Annotated in this window: 15 protein-coding genes; 9 read left to right on the forward strand and 6 right to left on the reverse strand. The window is 41.2% G+C overall.

The genetic code is table 11. From position 1 onward, the window contains the following. Positions 1–195: 195 nt before the first annotated feature. The 5 genes from tnpB to ACKX2L_RS10275 form a co-directional block, all read right to left on the reverse strand. Positions 196–555: an IS66 family insertion sequence element accessory protein TnpB gene (tnpB, locus tag ACKX2L_RS10255; protein WP_497553203.1), complete on the reverse strand. Its 360-nt coding sequence runs from the start codon at positions 553–555 to the stop codon at positions 196–198. Next, positions 549–947: an IS66 family insertion sequence element accessory protein TnpA gene (gene tnpA, locus ACKX2L_RS10260; protein ID WP_497551774.1), complete on the reverse strand. Its 399-nt coding sequence runs from the start codon at positions 945–947 to the stop codon at positions 549–551. Before tnpA ends, tnpB begins: the two co-directional genes overlap by 7 nt. A gap of 234 nt (positions 948–1,181) precedes the next feature. Next, positions 1,182–1,862 carry a DUF6037 family protein gene (locus ACKX2L_RS10265; protein ID WP_497553204.1) on the reverse strand — a complete coding sequence of 227 codons (681 nt, stop codon included), beginning with the start codon at positions 1,860–1,862 and terminating at the stop codon, positions 1,182–1,184. Between the two features lie 918 nt (positions 1,863–2,780). Next, entirely contained in the window at positions 2,781–3,068 is a 288-nt protein-coding gene (locus ACKX2L_RS10270; RefSeq protein ID WP_497551772.1) for a transposase, read from the reverse strand. A gap of 63 nt (positions 3,069–3,131) precedes the next feature. Next, positions 3,132–3,818, reverse strand: a complete 687-nt coding sequence (locus ACKX2L_RS10275; protein ID WP_497551771.1) for an IS110 family transposase — start codon at positions 3,816–3,818, stop codon at positions 3,132–3,134. A gap of 215 nt (positions 3,819–4,033) precedes the next feature. Between ACKX2L_RS10275 and ACKX2L_RS10280 the strand changes: the two genes are divergently transcribed. The 8 genes from ACKX2L_RS10280 (at position 4,034) to ACKX2L_RS10315 (ending at position 17,796) form a co-directional block, all read left to right on the forward strand. Further along, positions 4,034–6,553, forward strand: coding sequence for a glycosyltransferase family 2 protein (locus tag ACKX2L_RS10280; protein WP_497551770.1), 2,520 nt, complete (start codon positions 4,034–4,036; stop codon positions 6,551–6,553). Between the two features lie 17 nt (positions 6,554–6,570). Then, on the forward strand, positions 6,571–7,395 hold the full coding sequence (locus ACKX2L_RS10285; RefSeq protein ID WP_497551769.1) for an ABC transporter permease: 825 nt from the start codon (positions 6,571–6,573) through the stop codon (positions 7,393–7,395). Positions 7,396–7,458: 63 nt separating this feature from the next. Continuing rightward, positions 7,459–8,781 carry an ABC transporter ATP-binding protein gene (locus tag ACKX2L_RS10290; RefSeq protein ID WP_497551768.1) on the forward strand — a complete coding sequence of 441 codons (1,323 nt, stop codon included), beginning with the start codon at positions 7,459–7,461 and terminating at the stop codon, positions 8,779–8,781. 23 nt (positions 8,782–8,804) lie between these two features. Then, positions 8,805–10,688 carry a hypothetical protein gene (locus ACKX2L_RS10295; RefSeq protein ID WP_497551767.1) on the forward strand — a complete coding sequence of 628 codons (1,884 nt, stop codon included), beginning with the start codon at positions 8,805–8,807 and terminating at the stop codon, positions 10,686–10,688. A gap of 578 nt (positions 10,689–11,266) precedes the next feature. Beyond that, on the forward strand, positions 11,267–14,158 hold the full coding sequence (locus tag ACKX2L_RS10300; RefSeq protein WP_497551766.1) for a rhamnan synthesis F family protein: 2,892 nt from the start codon (positions 11,267–11,269) through the stop codon (positions 14,156–14,158). A gap of 15 nt (positions 14,159–14,173) precedes the next feature. After that, on the forward strand, positions 14,174–15,619 hold the full coding sequence (locus tag ACKX2L_RS10305) for a sugar transferase (RefSeq protein WP_497553205.1): 1,446 nt from the start codon (positions 14,174–14,176) through the stop codon (positions 15,617–15,619). Then, positions 15,616–16,680, forward strand: coding sequence for a glycosyltransferase family 2 protein (locus ACKX2L_RS10310; protein ID WP_497553206.1), 1,065 nt, complete (start codon positions 15,616–15,618; stop codon positions 16,678–16,680). Before ACKX2L_RS10305 ends, ACKX2L_RS10310 begins: the two co-directional genes overlap by 4 nt. 30 nt (positions 16,681–16,710) lie before the next feature. Next, positions 16,711–17,796 carry a glycosyltransferase family 2 protein gene (locus tag ACKX2L_RS10315; protein WP_497553207.1) on the forward strand — a complete coding sequence of 362 codons (1,086 nt, stop codon included), beginning with the start codon at positions 16,711–16,713 and terminating at the stop codon, positions 17,794–17,796. A 5-nt stretch (positions 17,797–17,801) separates the two neighbouring features. Here ACKX2L_RS10315 and ACKX2L_RS10320 read toward each other — a convergent pair whose 3' ends face one another. Next, on the reverse strand, positions 17,802–18,836 hold the full coding sequence (locus ACKX2L_RS10320) for a DUF4422 domain-containing protein (protein WP_497553208.1): 1,035 nt from the start codon (positions 18,834–18,836) through the stop codon (positions 17,802–17,804). Positions 18,837–19,096: 260 nt separating this feature from the next. On the opposite strand from ACKX2L_RS10320, the gene ACKX2L_RS10325 reads away from it, so the two are divergent. Further along, the gene (locus tag ACKX2L_RS10325; protein ID WP_497553209.1) at positions 19,097–19,621 is read left to right on the forward strand and encodes a GtrA family protein; all 525 of its coding nucleotides are present in this window, start codon (positions 19,097–19,099) and stop codon (positions 19,619–19,621) included. Positions 19,622–19,761 lie beyond the last annotated feature (140 nt).

A 19,761-nucleotide genomic window follows, 5' to 3' on the forward strand; every position in this document is an offset into this window, starting at 1 on the left:
CTATAGCTGCAGGCTTGTCCTGGGGCGGTACAGACCGGAAAAGAATCGGCTGAAATCAAAAAGAAAAGATCCGGCAGAGCCCCGGAAAGCTGTGATCCCAAGCGGGAACAGGCTTTCCGGAGTTGTGCCGGATTCAAAGAAAGGAGTCAAAAAGGGAAGAAAAAAATCTCTGTTTTGCACAAGAAAATATTGGAATTAGGCGGTTTGAGAAGGTGTGACTTCGTGGATCACCGGGTCGATCGAGAACCCACACATCAGCCACTTGAACTGTTCCGGGGAGAGGGACCGGAGTTCAGAAGAGTTTCTCGGCCAGGTAAAATGACCGGCCTCAACCCGCTTGTAAAGGAGCAGGAATCCATCTCCCTCCCAGAGCAGGCCTTTGATCTTGGAAGCGGATCTTCCGCAGAAGAGAAAGAGGGTATTCGGAACGAATAGGTTCATCTCATACCGGTTCTGGATGATGGCTGCCAGAGAGTCAATCCCATAGCGGAGATCGGTGTAGCCGCAGACGATGTAAACACCGTTATAGATGGAGTAATCAGATCCTTTCAGCATTGGGACACCGCCTTCATAAGCTTGATCAGGAAATCAGTTGGTGTGGAAGGGTCCAGTTCCAGAGAGATGCCGTTCACTTTGAGGGAAACGGAGGAATGTGCAGGCTCATCACACGAGGATACTGCACTACTTGCAGAAGTTGCGCGACAGGGAAAGCCGGTGTGCGAAGAATCTGTGTCAGGTGTGGAAAGAGGGAGCGGAACAATCTCCGGAAGCATCTGCTCTATAGCAGCTTCCTTGACAAGGCGTTTCCAGTAATGGAACTGATAACGAGTGACATGATTCTGTGCACACCATTCGGAAACGAGGAGACCACTGGAAGCCTGATCCTTGATTTTCAGGGCCCAGTCCTGAAGTTTCATCTGGTGCAAAGCTTGATTGATACGGGACATGCGAATACCTCCTTCATAGCATTGCACAACTTTTGCAAGTCGTGCAACTCGTCAATAAATAGAGATATCATCGCAGAAATATGGTACCCTGAAAAGGTACCGGTGATTGAGGACTTACGCTTGTTCGCATAACAATACCGGAAGCAAGGAGATTTTTGATCGCTCATCTGGAAATTTTTTTGGTATGGAAAACATTCCGGCATCCAAATACAGTCAATATATATGGACAAGACATCAACTGGAACTATGATTCCGATGCTCGATCTTCTGGAGAAGAGTGTCCAACGTTACCTCTTTGGAAGGATCTGCTGTAAAGAAAAAGCTGTAATCTGTATCATTCTGAAAATGAACGTAGATGTCTGGATAGAAAGCTGCTGCTTTATCATTATCAAGATTTGTTCGATGCCCGCCAGTTGTCCTTACATCATACAAGTATTGCTTGGGTTTGTTGTCATCAATTGTCCTGATTTTGTTTCGAATGAGCTGCCTGTCGTCTGGTTCCAGTCGAATATGTACATGATTCGGAATTGCACGATTCAGAGACTCATAAAAATGACGATAAAGTGTTCCAAGAGGAGTGTTCTGGCCGTCATCTCGAATATGGAAAAATTTTGCAATATGGGAAGAAGAAACATCTAATTTTTGTGCATTTGCCAAACATTCAAAATCATTTGTGTGGTCGTCTGGATTTGTAAAAAAGAGACTGCATGGAAAATACTTATTTTGAGGTTTTGAAAAAGAATGTATCAGTACACGGCAAAATATATTGTTATAAGTGAAATGAAAAACATCCATCTGGCGGTTTGCTTCTCTCATGGATGTCCGATAAATGGATAGGTTCGACAAATTAGATATATAGACGCACTTTCTATCAATAGTATTTATAACAATATTATAGTTGCACAAAAGGAGCAAATCAATGAAAAAACGGATTAATCAAGATGCCCAACCAAGAGTGAAATTTAATATTTCATTTTTGGGCGCCGTCGGAGGCACGCCTTCTGGTTGTCATGATCCTTACAGAGAAGTATGCTTACTATCATGTAACTTCAATTTCAAACTTGATAATAGACCATACAACGACCAGATTATTATCAAGACACTATGACAATGATTTTGTGAAAATTGCTCAGACCGTCAAATCGGCTACTTGTAGTGAACTGGAAATTACTGCGGTAATCAATGTTTATCTGGAACGTGGCGATCTCAATGTAGAACCCCCTAGACTGTGGATTTGCTTGGTTGAAACTATGACATGTTCTTACGTGTGGCAAACTTTGTTTACGCCATACAGAAGGAAGAGGGACTCTACGTCTCTTGAATTGAAGAGATTGCATACACGCTATGCTTTATTGTAGAATAGTTGAGAATATAGGAAAAGCTCCTATTGAAGTCTGACGATGAGGAATATTTGGTTGTAGTTACAAATAGAGAGATTCAGTAGGAAATATAGAATCTCACACGATTTTGCTTTATTCATAGAAACGGTTATGTATTAATTAAAGACTAGTAAAGCAACAAACATGAGAAAGGAGACCAGCTATGAAAAGTCAAGCATAAATTAGCAGAAAATATCTTTTTGTCTTGTGGCTAAAAAAGGGTAACTCTAATAGAGCTCCCATAAGGGTGCTTTTCAAAGTCTACTATGACCTCGGGTTAGAACTTACTCGAGATTAAATGCCACATTGTCAGTGAACATCTTAAAGATGACTCTGACGAGCTTGCCGGCACAATGCCCAAGGGCACTGTAATGATTACGGCCTTCGGCCATTTTTGCGTCATAATAAGCTTTAAAGGTCGAATTGTTTTTCACAACGTTATGAGCTGCATTGATTAACGCATACCAGAGAACCCGGGAGCCTCGTTTAGACATTCTGGTAAATTTCCGGACTGATACACGGAAGGATCCAGCCCGGCAAAAGCAAGCAGCTGACAGGGCTTCTGAAAGCGATGAATATCGCCGATCTCGCCCAGAATCATCCCACCATTGACATAGCCAATGCCGGGGATGGTCATAATGACGGAGTCGAGTCCGAGCATGATTTCGGTCATCTGAGATTCGACATCCTTAATCTGCTTGTCCAGTAACTCGATCTGCTCCACAGACTGTGTTACTTGCAAGGATAGGGCTCTGTCGCTGGACCCGACAGACTACTGTGCCAGAATTCTTAATTCTTTGGCCTGCTATTTATGGAAGTGTCCGTGGGAGGAGACCTCGAGCAGATACACAAGATGAGTCAAGTGCATGGAAGCAATCAGTTCCGATGTGGGAGCCTCTTTCAGAAGAGCATAGACAGCCTTCTGATGCAGTCCGGATTTGAAGAAATACTGTAGCTTGGGGAATACCCGATCAACATAAGTTGTGAGCTGAACCTTTAACCGAGTACGCTCATTGATGTTCTTCTGCCGGAAACGGCCAAGATTCTTTAGATTCATGAGGTCAATATCTTCCTGCGAGAAAAATCTGTGCGGCTGAGTAATAAGTGTTTTGGCAATAACTAACGTATCCACCTTGTCGGTCTTTGTCTTCCGGATGTTGCTCTTACGCATCGTGGAAGTCTGGATCGGGTTGATAACGCAGACCTGGTAGCATTTAGTAGACACGAGGAATTCAACCAGGTTGTCAGCATAGTGTGCCGTTGACTCAAGACCAATGATGAGGCTGCCGCGATCGTATGATGCGAGTGCAGAGAGCAGCGTACAGAAGCCATCATTGTCATTCGTAAATTTGAACGGCTTAACGAGTACCTCGCCATCTGAAGAAACAACAGAAGCGAAGTGATTGAGTTTGGCAATATCGATGCTACATAGTACATAGTGAAACCCTCCTTTCGGTTCCCTGATACTGTGGCATCCACCAGCGATTATCATCGTAGACTTGCTTGAAATAAGTACTCAAGAGAAGATCTCCGGCACATCCAGCTGATAAACAATTCAGATAAAGGTAGCGGCAATACACTCATATAAAGTAGTCTAAGCTACAGAAAATAATCAAAAGTCCCACAGTATCTGAATGTATTGAACCATAGAATCAAAAAGAAAGGAAAATGTTGATTTAGCTTCTGAAATCATCATACAAGAAAAAAATGGAATCAGATTTTTTTAAACTTGAAGGATATCATATTGATATTGAAGACCCTACACGATTATTATTCTGGGGATATTTATTAAAAAAAATTTCTCCGGCGAATGTTACATTTCATGCCGAAGTTAATAAGAATACAGCTCTGATTAAATTGATTCCAAATGGGGACAATCTTTTTAAAAGAATTTTTAGAGGGAAAGGAAATGATAATAAAGTTGTTGGATTTGTTTACTTTCCTGATGTTAAAGAAGATGAGACCAAATTAAATATAAAATTATTTGTGACTTGTGAAGACAATTCTGAACTATTAATAGAAAGAAATTTTTATTTTAAGAAAAAAATACTAGGATTATGTTATTCAATAGATCAATTATTTGTTCAACCAGATAGAAGCACTGTTATTACAGGATGGGCTTTGGATAGATGCCAGGTTGATATTCAGTTAAGCACTAAATCTGGTCAAAAAGTGAATATAGAGAGGAAAAGGCGGGAGGATGTATTGCTTGAGTTTCCAGAGCGTGTAAGTGATGATCCAAATGTGGGCTTTTACATTAAAGTGCCAAATCTTCTTTTGAAAGACATGCCGTGGAAAATTACTTTCCAGGGAGCGGACGGTAGCTTGAATTATGAAATTACCCGAAGGACAGTTGCTGCAATAAGATGGAAAAATGCTGGTGGAGTTCGTAAAGCAATAGTTCGTACCCAAGAATCTTTGAAAGACAATGGGAAACGTGCGACATTAAGAAAAGCGGCTGGAAAAATAAAAAATATTGTTAAAAAGAAACCCGAAGATGACTATCAGTCATGGATAAAAAAAACGGAACCAGATCAGAAAGAACTTAATGACCAACATGAATGGTATCTACACGCTCTAAAAAAAGAAGATAAGGCAAGTAATGAGATTCCACTATTCAGTATAGTGGTTGCAGTATATCGTACGCCCAAAAAATATTTAAAGGCACTAATTGACTCCATAACATCTCAAACATATTCAAAGTGGGAACTAATTTTAGCGGATGCTGGTAAAGGTAGTGATGAAAAATCACCTAACACAGATTATTTGCAGGCTTTGTCTAAAAAGGATTCGCGAATTAAATATTTTTTGCTAGCTGAGAATCGTAGTATTTCTGAAAACACGAATGCTGCAATTAAAAAGGCAAGTGGAGATTGGATTGTATTTATAGATCATGATGATACTATTTCGCCGGAGGCGTTTTATTTGGCGGCTAAAGCAATATTTGATAATCCTGGCATTCAGTATATTTATTCCGATGAAGATAAAATAGATGCTACTGGAAAGAGACGGTCTGAACCAAATTTTAAACCGGACTATAATCCTGATCTTTTGAATAGTATGAATTATGTTTCGCACCTCAGTTTGGTAAAAAAGTCTCTCATTGATAAAGTGGGATTGCTAGATCCTGCATTTAATGGAGCACAGGATTATGATCTTACACTTCGATGCGTAGAGAAATTAAATGCAAATCAAATATTGCATATCTCCCAAATTCTATATCACTGGAGAAGTTATGAATTATCGACGGCTGGAAATCAAGAGAGCAAACTCTATGCTTTTGAAGCTGGAAAACGTGCTGTTCAAGCGCACCTTGACCGTATGGGAATACCAGGGACTGTTGTAGAAACGGAGTACTATGGGAGATATCGTATTCGATATCATTGGAACATAAAACCCTTAGTATCGATAATTATTCCGAATAAGGATCATGTAGATGATTTGGACCGTTGCATAAAATCAATATTGCGGAAAACCTCTTATCCGAATTATGAAATTATTATTGTGGAGAATAATAGTACAGAGAAACAGACCGAAGAATACTATGAAAAAATAAATAAAGATGAAAGGATAAAAGTCGTTTATTACAAAGGATCCTTTAATTATTCAAAGATTAATAATTATGGCATTTCCTTTGCGAAAGGTCAATTTTATCTCCTGTTAAATAATGATACGGAAGTAATTACTCCTGATTGGCTGTCAGAGATGACGAATATTTGCATGAGAAGAGATGTCGGAATTGTTGGGGCCAAGTTGTATTATCCGGATGACACGATTCAGCACGCTGGTGTAATTATCGGAATCGGTGGTGTCGCTGGTCATGCATTCAAATATTATCCTAGAAAGGATCAGGGATATTTTTCAAGAGCAGTAGTTGTACAAGATTATAGTGCTGTTACGGCAGCATGTTTACTGGTAAAAAAACAGGCATATGAGCAGGTACATGGATTAACTGAAGAATTGGCTGTAGCTTTTAATGATGTAGATTTTTGCTTGAAAGTTGGAGAAGCGGGGTATAGGATAGTTTTTACTCCATATGCTGAATTATATCATTATGAATCTAAATCCAGAGGAGCAGAGGATACCGAAGAAAAACAGGCAAGGTTCCGGCAGGAGATTTTGACTTTCCGCAAGAGGTGGGGAAGTCTTGTTGAAAAAGGTGATCCGTGCTATAATCGGCATCTGAGCTTGGAAAGAGAAGACTTCTCTTTTAATAAGGATCTATAAACTTGTGAGGTATTAACATGACATCCATTCCAAAATCAATTATAAACAATGAAAAACTGATATGGAATCTTGGTAGAGATGACTTTAAAAAGAAATTCGCCGGATCATATCTTGGCATAATATGGGCTTTTGTTCAGCCTATTGTGACTATTTTAGTGTACTGGTTTGTGTTTGATAAGGCATTAAACGCAGGCACTCAAGTGACAAAGAGTGGCATTCAAGCTCCATATGTACTGTGGTTAACTGCGGGCATGGTTCCATGGTTTTTCTTCTCTGATGCAGTTTCGTCTGGTACAAATGCTCTGCTAGAATATAGCTTTTTGGTAAAAAAAGTCGTTTTTAATATCGAAATATTGCCAACGGTTAAAATGATGTCATCGTTTTTTGTCCATCTTTTCTTTATTGGATTTACGCTTGTTTTCTTTACAGCGTATGGATATATCCCCTCCATCTATGCAGTTCAAATGCTTTATTATAGTTTTTGCATGTTCTTTTTAGTAGCTGGAATTGTGTACTTTACTAGTGCCGTTGTGGTGTTTTTTCGAGATTTATCTCAGATCGTTGGAATTGTCTTGCAGATTCTAGTATGGATGACGCCCATAATGTGGAATATTGATGGAATGATTTCACAGGGACGCATTTCAAATCCAGTTCAAATTATTCTGAAGTTGAATCCTATGTATTATATTGTATCGGGATATAGAGACAGTCTGTTGAATAGGATATGGTTTTTTGAACGAGGGATGATTAACTTATATTTCTGGGGTGTAACTATCGTGCTCCTTCTTTTCGGTAATTGGGTTTTTAAAAGGCTGCAACCTCATTTTGCTGATATACTTTGATTATTTTTTATATAAGTTATTGTAAGAAGAACCTATTCTATTTATTGAGAACGGTGTATGATTATGGATAATTATGCAATTAGAGTAAAAAATGTTTCGAAAATGTACAAACTATATAAACGTAATCGTGACAGACTTATGGATGCATTTGGCCTGTCAAAACAAAAGAAACATTATACAGAGCATTATGCTTTGAGAAACTTGTCTTTTGATGTAAAAAAAGGTGAGACCGTCGGAATTATTGGAACGAATGGGGCTGGAAAATCGACCATTTTAAAAATAATTACAGGCGTTTTACAACCGACTTCAGGGGAATTGGAAATTAATGGAAAAATATCCGCTTTGCTGGAGCTTGGCGCCGGGTTTAATCCAGAATATACAGGAATTGAGAATGTGTATTTGAATGGAACAATGATGGGATTCACCCATGATGAAATTAAGGAAAAAATAGATGATATATTAAATTTCGCTGATATCGGTGAATTTGTATATCAACCAGTAAAAACATATTCTTCAGGAATGTTTGTCAGGCTAGCCTTTGCATTGGCAATAAATATTAATCCAGAGATATTGATTGTAGATGAAGCTCTTTCTGTTGGAGATGTTTTCTTTCAGTCTAAATGTTATCGTAAGTTTGAAGAGTTTCGTGAGGCAGGAAAAACTGTTCTTTTTGTGTCACATGATTTAAGTAGTATAGCACATTATTGTGACAGAGTCATACTTCTTGACCATGGGAGAAAAGTATCCGAGGGAAGACCAAAGGATATGATTGACTTGTATAAGAGAATTGTAGTTCATCAGGTTGACGTGGACGCAGTTATACGAGGAGAGACAGATGCTCTTGGCAGACCATTAGATCATGAAAAGCTACAGGGACAAATTCATTCTAAGAATGAGACCAAGTTGTGGAAAGATAATTTTACGATAAATCCCCAACTAAATGAGTATGGTAATGGCTCTGCCGAAATAATTGATTTTGGCGTATGGGATAGTAGTGGCGCACTCAATAATACGTTAGAGAAGGAAAAAAATTTTACAATACGATCAAAAATAAAGTTTCATACCACTATTGAAAATCCAATCTTTACCTTTACAATAAAAAACAAACAGGGGGTAGCAATTACAGGTACAAATACAATGATTGAAAAGAAAAATCTGTTTACAGCTAAAGCAGATGATATATTTGTGTGTTCGTTTACGCAAAAAATGAATCTTCAGGGAGGACCATATCTCCTTTCGATTAGCTGTACCGGGTATGATGGAGCGGATTTTACAGTTTATCATAGGCTATACGATGTTATTACATTGGAAGTGCTGTCAGATAAAAACACAGTTGGCTTTTTCGATATTAATTCAACAGTAGATGTAAAAAAAGTGAATTTTTAATCACTCAGCACGGGAATCAAAAAATGGAAAACAAAGCAGATCTCGACATCATAGAAGAAGCAAAAAGAAGAAATAACGAGAGAATATTTGGATGGTTACCTATTGCCACAAATGAAGAAGTCCTGATTTGTAGTGCGCCAAGTGAGGAAATTCCTGTTGCTATAGACTGGCTCATCTTGAATGGTGTAGAGCACTGGTCAGTTAATGAATTGCGAACAACACTCGAAAAGGCACCATCAAACTGTTGCATTGTTCTCTTTGCAAGCAATCGTCTCAGCTATTCGGCTCTTTCTGGACATATGTTTATTGAAGATTCCACAAAACAAAATGGGGATACAGATAGACACGACCCTGATTACCGTGTTAAATACACAAAAAGGGAGTTAAAGAATATTCTCAAAGGAATGGGGTTGATTCAGAGATGGTATTACTTGTTTCCTTTTCATAGTTTTGTGACAGACATTTATTCTGACGAATGGCTTCCAGATGTAGGTGGATATCATGAGGACACATGGGATTATTCTGTTAATAGGTTACAATTTCAAGATGAACCATCTTTTCTAAATACTTTAATACATGAGGGCCTGTCGACTGACTTTGCTGATAGCTTTTTGATAATAGCTTCAAAAAATGACATCGTATCCTCAAAAGCAAAAAAAGCTGTGAGCTATATTCATTATTCGCCAAGAAGGGATGATAAATTTCAAACTAAAACAGAAATGTATAAGCTGAACAATGAGATTCACGTTGTCAAAGAAACCATTCATTCTGACTCGTTACATTTATTAACATTAGCAGATCACTATAAAATTCTGTCTGAAATGTATAAGGACACTCAGTTGAAATGGGACAGGGTGGATCCAATCAATAGGAATAAAGTTGAATTAACATTTATTCAGGGACAAACTTTAGAGAATATTCTCGATGAATTGTTTCAAGCGGGCAAATATGATGAATGGATAGATAAAATAAAAGAATATTTTAATATGTTTATTCTTCCGGGGAAACAAATAGAATATACCCTAACTAACGATTTTGAACAGATATTTGGCTCATTTGACGGAACAGAAATGCTGATACTGGGGGAACAGAAAAGCTTATCAATAACCGATATTGACTGTCTGTTTGAAAATGCAGTTTGCAAAAAAAATGGATATGTTATTTTGGATTATGAATGGACTTTTTCATTTCCTATCCCTTGGAAGTTTGTCGAATGGCGATGTGTCTTTTATTTTTTAAATTATAGAAACAGGACAGGTGGTGACATCGAAGAAGCGGCTTATCAAACTCTAAACATTGGAAAGCAGGAGCAAAGGCTATTTTCCAAAATGGAAACAAATTTTCAAAAATATGTGCTAGGAAATGGTCTTTACAAAAATAGCTTAAGTTTGAGAGGAAATAAAATATATCCTGAAGATTTGACGAGTAAAGTTTCCTCACTAAAGGGCCAAATTCTCAGTTATCAAAACAAATTGAATCATTGGAATGCCTTAGTGACTAATCTTAGGATACAGGTCTATTATGATTATGGGCATGGTTTTAGTGAAGAGCATAGTTTCTTTTTGTCAGAACAATATAATGAAAAAAATGAAGCTATATTTAATTTAGATATACCAAACGATACAGTTGCTGTCAGAATTGATCCAGCCATGACTAGCGGACTACTTGAAAAGTTTGCTATTGTAGGTGAAAAACAGGGTATTGCTAATGTAGAATATGCAAACATGGTTCCTTATGAAGGAAAACAAGACAAAAACATTGTTTGGCTGGCAAAGGGCAACGACCCAAATATTATCATTTCTAACCTTGAATCGGATGTGAATCAACTTCGAATAGAGTTGATTTATTGCCCACTTGTAAATAAAGAGGAAATAGTGAGTTTTGTAAGAGAAATGAGAGAAATCTAAATCCTTTTGTCAATAGTGAATACATCAAGTGACATAATTATAGAAGTTATTCAAGAAGAGAATGTAGATGAGCTCTTGTATTATGGGAAAAGTGGTTTTGTAAACACCTCGTTCTTATGGCTCTGAATCTCCTGATGCAGAATCTAGTTTCTTGGGGGGGAGTGGGTCACATGATAGTTCAGACTTTATCATGGCTGTGGAACGAATCTGACCGAGAACACTAGGATATTAACATAGTAACGGTTCTCCGGAACTAAAACCTAAGATTTAGATTATTACTGAAATCGGAGGCAAACGGGTTGAAAAAAACTTTCATAAAGGTAGCGGCAGTTCATCTATTTCATACAAAGTCGGTGTATGTTGCATAAAGACGGCTTCATCATGGATGTTCCTTGCAATGAAATTAGATTATAAGTACAGATGAGTCGAAAACACATTTTGAATTTGTTGAGGGGTAACATTGTGGAATTAGTTTGATTAGCTACTAAAGAATGAAAAGATGGATTCGCAGATTATTAAGTCTTTTAGAAAGAATTGAGTTTGTCAAATATTTAAAAAAACATGAAGAGTAATTGTCCATGAATAAGAATCAGCTTCGTCACTTGCGCCGAGGCATAGAAATCCTTCGACGCCAGGGTTTAACAGCATTTATGAATAAGGTCAAAGTGAAGCTCGCCGAGAGACGGGCTTCTTTTGTCATTCCAGGAGATGATATACGGCTGACCTTTAACGAGCTGGATGGAGAAGCTTGTCAGGCGTTAGAGAATACGCCTGAGAATTTTTTGGCGGTTCAACTTCATCTCTATTATGAGGATCTCCTGGATGAATTTGTAAGATCCCTTTCCAATATTCCGATTCCCTTTGATCTCTTCATTTCGATACAGGATCGGGGAAGTGAAAACGCAGTTCACCAGAAGGAAATCACAGAGAAATGTAGATCCATTCCACATTTAAATCAGCTTCAAATCCGGCCAACAGAAAATCGCGGGAGAGATATTGCCCCTATGTATGCCCTCTTTGGGAGAGAACTTGAAGACTATAAGTATGTTCTCCATCTGCATTCCAAGAAATCTCTATATACCGGGACAGAACAGGAAGACTGGCGCCAGTTCTCAGTCCAAACTCTGATAGGAGACAAAGAGACTGCCACCCGTTTGATTCGTCTGATGGAAAATCACCCTGAAATTGGTCTGGCTTATCCGGAGCGCTATGAAGGCATGGCACCGGAAGCATATAGTTGGCTGTCAGATGAAGAAAAGGGAAGAAATTTTCTCGAATCCCTGGGAATACCCTTTTCGTCAGGGGTATTTCTCTATCCGGCAGGAAGTTTTTTTCTGGTTAGAAATGAGGCCATTCGTCAGATTTGGAACCGTCATCTGACCTATTCGGATTTCGACCCGGAGGCAAGCCAGACCGATGGAACCCTGGCTCACGTACTGGAGAGAGCTGTTTCAAAGGTATGCCGTTATAATGGATATCACGATGCCATCCTATCCTCAGGCAGACGGGAAGTACATGTTGACTGGGATAAGCAGGCCTTCCTGCCTGTTTTTCGAAGGGACAGGACGAATCTGAAACTGGATCTCATGGCCTATGACGTCATAAGCTTTGATATCTTCGATACGCTGCTTACCAGGAAAGTGCATCATCCTGTTGACCTTTTCTGGCTTATGGAAAAGGCAGAACCAGGAAGGCGGGAAGCAAACAGGGTTTCCGGAGCAGAATCCAATCAGTTGAATCATAGATTTGATGCAGAAAAACGAATCCTTGCAGAAATCGAAGCCAACCATAGCTTCGGTGCAAAGACCTCCATCCGGCAGATCTATGCCATCCTGAAGGAGTCTATGCACTGGTCCGAGACAGAAATGGAGCACTACCTTCAGGAAGAAATCGATCTGGAGAGAGAACTTTTATCTCCGAGACGCGACATAGTAGATCTCTGGAATCAGTTGAGAGAAAAGGGGAAACACCTGATCCTGGTCAGTGACATGTATCTTCCAAAGGATATCATCGCAGACATCCTTTCAAAGAATGGAATTCAAGGTTATGAAGCCCTTTATATCTCCTGTGAAGAAGGGCTCAGGAAGGATGACGGAAGTCTCTGGGAGAAGGTCCTTACAGACTACCAGGGTATGAATCTTGCTCACGTCGGGGATAATCTGCAGTCGGATTGGCAGGAATTGTCGGACCGAAATGAGAAAACCTGCTGGATCATGAATTCAAGGGACGAGGAAAGAATCGATGGTCAGTCAGCCTGTGAAAGCAAGATCAATGACCCCATCATGCAGTCCATTGTGAAGGGACTCACCTGTAATCTTGGCGCTTATAATAGCCCCTTTGCCCTTTCTCCGGATGGACAATTTCGTTTTCATGATTCTTATACATTTGGCTGGACTGCCTTTGGCCCTCTCTTTTATGAATTTATCACCTGGATTCATAATAAAGCACGGGAGAATGAAGTGCAGATGATTGCCTTCCTGGCACGTGAGGGTTATATCTTCCGCCAGCTCTACCAGATCATATTTGGAGATCAGGCTCTGCCCAGCTGCTACCTTTTGACATCCCGCCGTTCAGTCTCTGTAGCGGCAATTCGGACGGAAGAGGATATCTTGGAAATTCTTCGGCGAGATTACGACGGATCGCTTCGAAATCTTCTGGTTTCACGACTAGGATACCCTCAGGAGAAAGCAGAGCACTTTCCTGACCGCCAGATCCATTTCAAAAAGGGAACAAGTGACGATGACTTTTCGAAAACCATCGAGAAGATTCGAGCAATATTCCCTGAGGTGATTTCGTATGCGAAGGAGGAACGAAAAAGTTATTTAGGCTACCTTGACCAAATGTTTCCATCAAATGTAGACCGGAACAAAGTTCTCCTTGTGGATATCGGCTATAGTGGTACCATTCAGTATTGGATGAGCCGTCTCCTGGAGTCACCGGTTGCTGCAGCTTATCTTGCTGTCTTTCAGGAAAATGAGAAGCTGGCAGAGAATCATTGTCCGATTGCTTCAATGTATGGTCCTGGATCCTCCCTGACATTGAGAAGTGAAGTGGATCAGGAGACCAAGCAGAAGGAGAACTCGGAGGATTTTATAAAGGATATTGAGGAGACACAGCTATTTCTTGAAAGTGTGCTCCAGGCTCCTTATGGTCAGTTGATTCGCTTTCGAGGAAGAGATCCGGAATACCGGAAAGAAGCGAAACCTTCAGAGGGCATACAAGACCTTCAGAATGGGATCCTCGATTATGCGAGAGCGAGAGGAAGATTGGAGAGCTTGCGATACGGTTCTGTGGATCAAGTCCCGAAAGAAATCCGACAGCAGGCACGGAAGGGTATGGAAGAAATTTACCGGAAATATATCCACCAGCCATTGACAGAACAACTGGCATCGATTTTTTCTGTAGATGATAACTACAGTCAGGACACTTGCCTTCACCTGGATCCGAAAACGGGGAAATGGGTGATTTGATGACAACAAGTACAGATGGCTAGAAACGGGGGCTTTATGTATCAGGAAAAGAAAAGCGGCTGGATCAAACATCTGGATTTTACCATATTGGATCTCCTTATGCAGGAGCTGGCCTTCCTGTGTGCCTTTTTGATCCGATTTCGGGGAGATTGGTTCGAACGGGATCTGATCTACCGGGATGGCATTTACCAGAGGATGGCGGTCATCCTCTTTTTGATCGATATCTGTGTGGTTTTCTTCACAGAGAGTTACAGCGGGATCCTTCGTAGAAACCGCTTTCAGGAGCTGACCCATACGATAGGGCATTGTTTTATCGTATTCGGTGGACTCCTGATCTATATGTATGCGACAAGGCAGTCTCTCTTTTATTCTCGGGGAATGATCTTCCTCTATCTCATTATTTCCATTTGCTTTGAATATATTGTTCGTGTACTGTGGAAAAGACTGATCCGCAGAAGGAAGATATTGGACGTGAATAAATCCGATATGCTTCTGATTGTCGAAGAAATCAATGCAGAACAGTGCGTAAGAGAAATTGGAAAGAATCTCTATACCGACTTTAAGGTGACCGGAATCGTTGTTGTGGACAAGGATATGACCGGACAGGAGATCCTTGGGATCCCGGTGGTCTGTAATGCGGATGGCCTTTTGGAATACCTTCGGACCAATGTGGTAGACGAGGTCTTTATCGACGGGAATACCAGGGCTTCTTCGGATGCACTGGCTGCAGAATTGGTGGAGTTTGGGATCACAGTGCATGTTGCCCTGGTCCATACAGACCAGATGCTGCCGTCACGTCGTCTGGAAAGCTATGGGAATTACACGGTTTTGACGGCCTCCATGAATATCCGGAATGCGAGACAGCTTTTCCTGAAGAGGCTCATGGATATTGTGGGTGCCTTAGTTGGTCTTATCTTCACGGGAATTGCTTTTTTGATCTTCGCACCGATCATTAAGCACCAGTCGCCCGGCCCGGTTTTCTATGGTCAGCCTCGTGTCGGCAGAAACGGACGTCGATTTAAGATCTGGAAATTCCGTTCCATGTATCCGGACGCCGATCGTCGTAAGGCGGAGCTTATGGCCCAAAATGAAATGCAGGGTCTGATGTTCAAGATGGAAAATGACCCTCGGATCTTTCCCATTGGTCATTTCATGCGGAAGCACTCCATCGATGAACTCCCTCAGTTTTGGAATGTATTGATCGGCGATATGTCCCTGGTTGGGACCCGTCCGCCGACAGAAGATGAGTTCAAACAGTACGAATTGCACCATAAGGCTCGACTGGCCTTCCGCCCCGGATTGACCGGTATGTGGCAGGTTAGCGGCCGCTCGGATATCACCGATTTTGAAGAGATCGTCAAGATGGATACCCAGTATATCGCGAACTGGACGCTGGGACTCGATATCAAGATTATTTTGAAAACCATTGCCGTTGTCTTTACCGGAAGGGGCAGTAAATGATTTCCTATACCATCGTAATACCGGTCTATAACGCGGAGTCCAGCCTGCCACGCCTTTGCCAGTCAATTGAGAGGCAGACTGTAGCACCCTTGGAAGTCCTCTTTATCGATGATTGTTCTACGGACGGGAGTAGAAAATGGCTGGAAGAAACGGTGAGATCGTATCCGACCTGGAAGCTTCTCCATAATGAAAAGAATTCCGGTGTGTCCGCCAGCCGGAACCTTGGCATCCGGAAAGCACATGGCACCCATCTTCTTTTCCTGGACGCAGATGACTGGATCGAGCCGACACTTCTGGAAAAGGCAAGATATGCGATCCAACAGTACGATCCGGATGTTCTGACTTTCGGCATCGCGGAGGATTTCCTGAATAAGGACAGGAGTGTCAGCTATTCTGCGACACATACACCGGAGAGAGCTTTTGCGGACCGGGAGAACCCCAAGGCCCTGGCTGACATGCTCTTTCAACTGGAAGAGAAAACCCTCTATGGTTATCCCTGGAATAAGATCTATCGGACAGAATTGATTCAAAACAGGGGGATCCTCTTTCCGGATCTAAGTTTCAGCGAAGATTTCTTCTTCAATCGGAAAGTTTACGATCTGGCCCAACGAGCAGCCACAATACCCGATGTTCTCTATCATTATGTCAATATAGACCAGGAAGATCGTCTGACAGGAAAATATATACCGGAATATTTTGAGCTGCAGAAAAGACGTTGTCGGGAATTTCTGGACCAGCAATATCAATTAAGAGGAGATCATGGAGATCTTTCTATGATCGCAGGACGGTATTTCCGCTCCTTTGCCTCTATGACGGCCCGGGAATTAGATCATGGGACTCCGAAGGCAAAAGTACGTTCCATGATTGAGAAGGAAATGCAGGACAGTAGTCTATATCAGAAACTGCGGGGAGAGTTCCATAGCAGCTCTTTCTTAACAAGTTTCCTCTATCAGCCCTTTTGCCAGGGAAATGCCGGGAAAGCCCTTCGGAGGATGAATCTCTTCCGTTGGGGAAAGAAGCATTTTCGAAAACTTTATCACAGACTTAAACAGATTCGTTAGAGTGCCGGATGAAAACATGTGGAGCATCCAATGTTGAAAACGAAGATTAAAATTTCTATCATTACCCCATTTTTTAAGGGGAATCCCTATATGCCGGCCTTTCGGGCGATGATTCTTCGAAATGCAGAAACCATTCAGGAATCAGAGCTCGCGGGTGCATTGACTTTCGAAGTGGTTATGGTGAATGACAGTCCGGGGGAAGAGGTGATGTTCTGGGAAGTACAGAAGGGATACCAGGATCCTTCCATATCTGGTACGGTGGAAGATGCCGGAGGCCCTTCTGTATCTGATGCCGAGAAAGATGGTTTGACTGCCGGCAATAATGAAATAGGGAAAATATTTCAGTTCAAGCTGGTGCAGAATCGTGAGAATCAGGGGATCCAACGATCCAGGATCCATGGACTCAAAGAAGCATCCGGTGAATATATTGTCTTTCTGGATCAGGATGATGTCTTATCTGATGATGCGATCCTTTGCTTTGGCGAGGCTGCCTTGAATTCATCCGATCATAGGAAGCCATTTATTTATGTAGCTAATGCCATATTAGAGCAAAAGGATTGGAAGTCCCTCTGGTACCGGACAGATTATCATAAAAAACAGGTTGGTAACAGGACGACCTATCTAAATATTGGAACACAGATCATATCCCCGGGTCAGTGCCTCATACCGAGAAAATGGATACCGGATTTCTGGATGACACATCCCTTGACGAAGAACGGTGCAGATGACTTCTTCCTCTGGGTCCTTCTTCTGGAAGCCGGGGTGGAATTCCGATATATCGATCAAGCCCTGTATATCCACCATTACACATCGAAGAATCTGTCCGGAGATACCCGTCTGACGGATCAGTCGACCTATGAATTTATCGATCTCATTCACATGGAATTAGAATCTTCTCAGTTTGATCTCTATCCGATTGGAAACGGTTTGTATCTTCCGGTCAGGCAGACGATCCGAAACCTGAAGAGACTTAAGAGAATGATGACTTTCAAGGCTGATTTCCGTCAGGGAAGTAAGGCATGTAAGGTGAAACAGATTCTGAATCACCCTTATCTTTTTATACAAAATATTATTTTTAAGCTTCGAAGCAAGACCGGCTATGGCTTTAACCGCTAGCATTATTAAAAAGAGGCCTTATATTTCTTTCCGAATAATTTAGCAGCTAAGAAGGACCGAATCTTCAAAGGCCAGTTCTCCGCCTGCGTGTGGAGTACAGGAAACTCGAGCAGAAGAAGCCCGGAGTTCGAAATGCCTTGATTTTTCGTGGTTGTATACAAGCTTTTGAAATCCATCTCATGGTGTATCCATACATTGAAGAGAATCTCACTGACCCGGCCGAAGAGCCTCTGTTCAAAGGAAGAGAGGCCATCCAGACGGATCCTTTTTTCGAGTTCTTCCAATATAGCAAAGAGCCAGGTCATGTACTTGTCATAGACAGCTCTTGAGGCAATCATCATATTCCACATATAACCCCAGTTCTGCTTCATCACGAGATCAAAGTCATTGAGATATTCAGGCATTTTTTCCACCAGGATCTGGCGACAAATATCCAGATGCAGCCCATCCAGTGTATGGCTGTAGTGGGAGTAGAGAGTTTCTATATAATATTTCCTTTTCTTAGGGACGATCAGAAGACCATTTTGCAGGAGCTGATGCAGAGCCTTTTCCTGATTTGTGGTAGGATCCTCGATTGCTCTTGACTCATTGGTCTCACCTGCAATCTTTTCCCGCTCTTTCGTTTTTTCCATATTCCCATACAATGCAGAGGCATAGGAACAGAGGATGGAACGAAGCTCTGCCTCGGTCAGGACACTGTCTTCCCAGTTATGAGTCATCCGATATGATTTTGGCATTACCGTGAAATAACGGCGGTAATGAACCAGGCCAATCACGTCTGCGTTTAGATTCTTCCATGCCCAATAAGCACCGGTGAGCTCGCAGTAGAAGGGGTTCTTCTTGGAGATCTGGTCACCGGTGTCATCCCGCTCAAACTGTTTTTGTCCCGTATATTTTCCCGATGGATCCAAGATGGAATGATCGCTAAGAACTTCCAATGGCCTTTTCCCCTCTGCACCGACCTGAAGAGGCAAATACATGGATGAATCGGAAGGAAGAAAGCAGGATTTGTGGGAAGCGATAATGATCTGTATTTTCATAACGAAGAATCACCTCAATATTTTTTCCAATGATCAATGATTGTAAAATGCTCTATGTTGAACATCTTACATCGGATAGAGCAGAAATCCAAGCTTGGATAAATGTTGCATTTATGACCGATTTCGGATTGGTTCGTGACGGATTCTTTATTTTTATTGGACAGTTAGTTGTTACCGTGCTAAAATACATTAGCTATTGTTTGCTGTCAAAGGAGCAAATGACAGCGGGAGATTGCAGTGGAATAAAAGAATGAGGGTATATGGGAAAACTTCATTTAAAAGATCCGAATGATCTCTTAGATCAGTTTATAGCATGGGCATTCCGGAACCATCCCAACGGTAGGGCTAAGGTCTTGCCGCTGTATGCGAAATACAAGCAACTCATGATGTATGGCATCTTTGGCTTGTGGACTTTCATCATTTCGATTGGGACCTATGCTTTATTCACCGAAGGATTCGGGTGGAATATCATCATCTCAAATGCTATTTCATGGGTTTTTGCTACTTACTTTGCATTTGCGACCAATCGGCGCTATGTCTTTGTCGCACATGTAAAGGGAGTCTATGCCTTTGTTCATCAATTGATCGGTTTCAGTGCCGGCAGGCTGATTACTCTTGGCATTGAAGAGGCTATGTTGTATTTCTTTATCGGACGGCTGAAATGGCCGAATATGCCGGTGAAATTCATGAGTCAGTTTATCGTCATTGCTTTGAATTATGTATTCAGTAAGTTGATTGTGTTTCGGAAGAGTCCGCCAGCTGTTTATGATGATGCGAAGTTGTGAGAGTTCGAGAGACACCAGAATATTAGGACTGACATACCATTAGAATCAAAAAGAAAACATGAGGATTGAATGATGACATCCAGAAAACAAAATAGAAATCAGGGTTCCAGCCTGCATCTTGACAAAGAAGAAAAAAAGAG

Source organism: Porcibacter vitabionis (genome assembly GCF_046263795.1).
Classification (GTDB): Bacteria; Bacillota; Clostridia; order Lachnospirales; family Lachnospiraceae; genus Lachnocurva.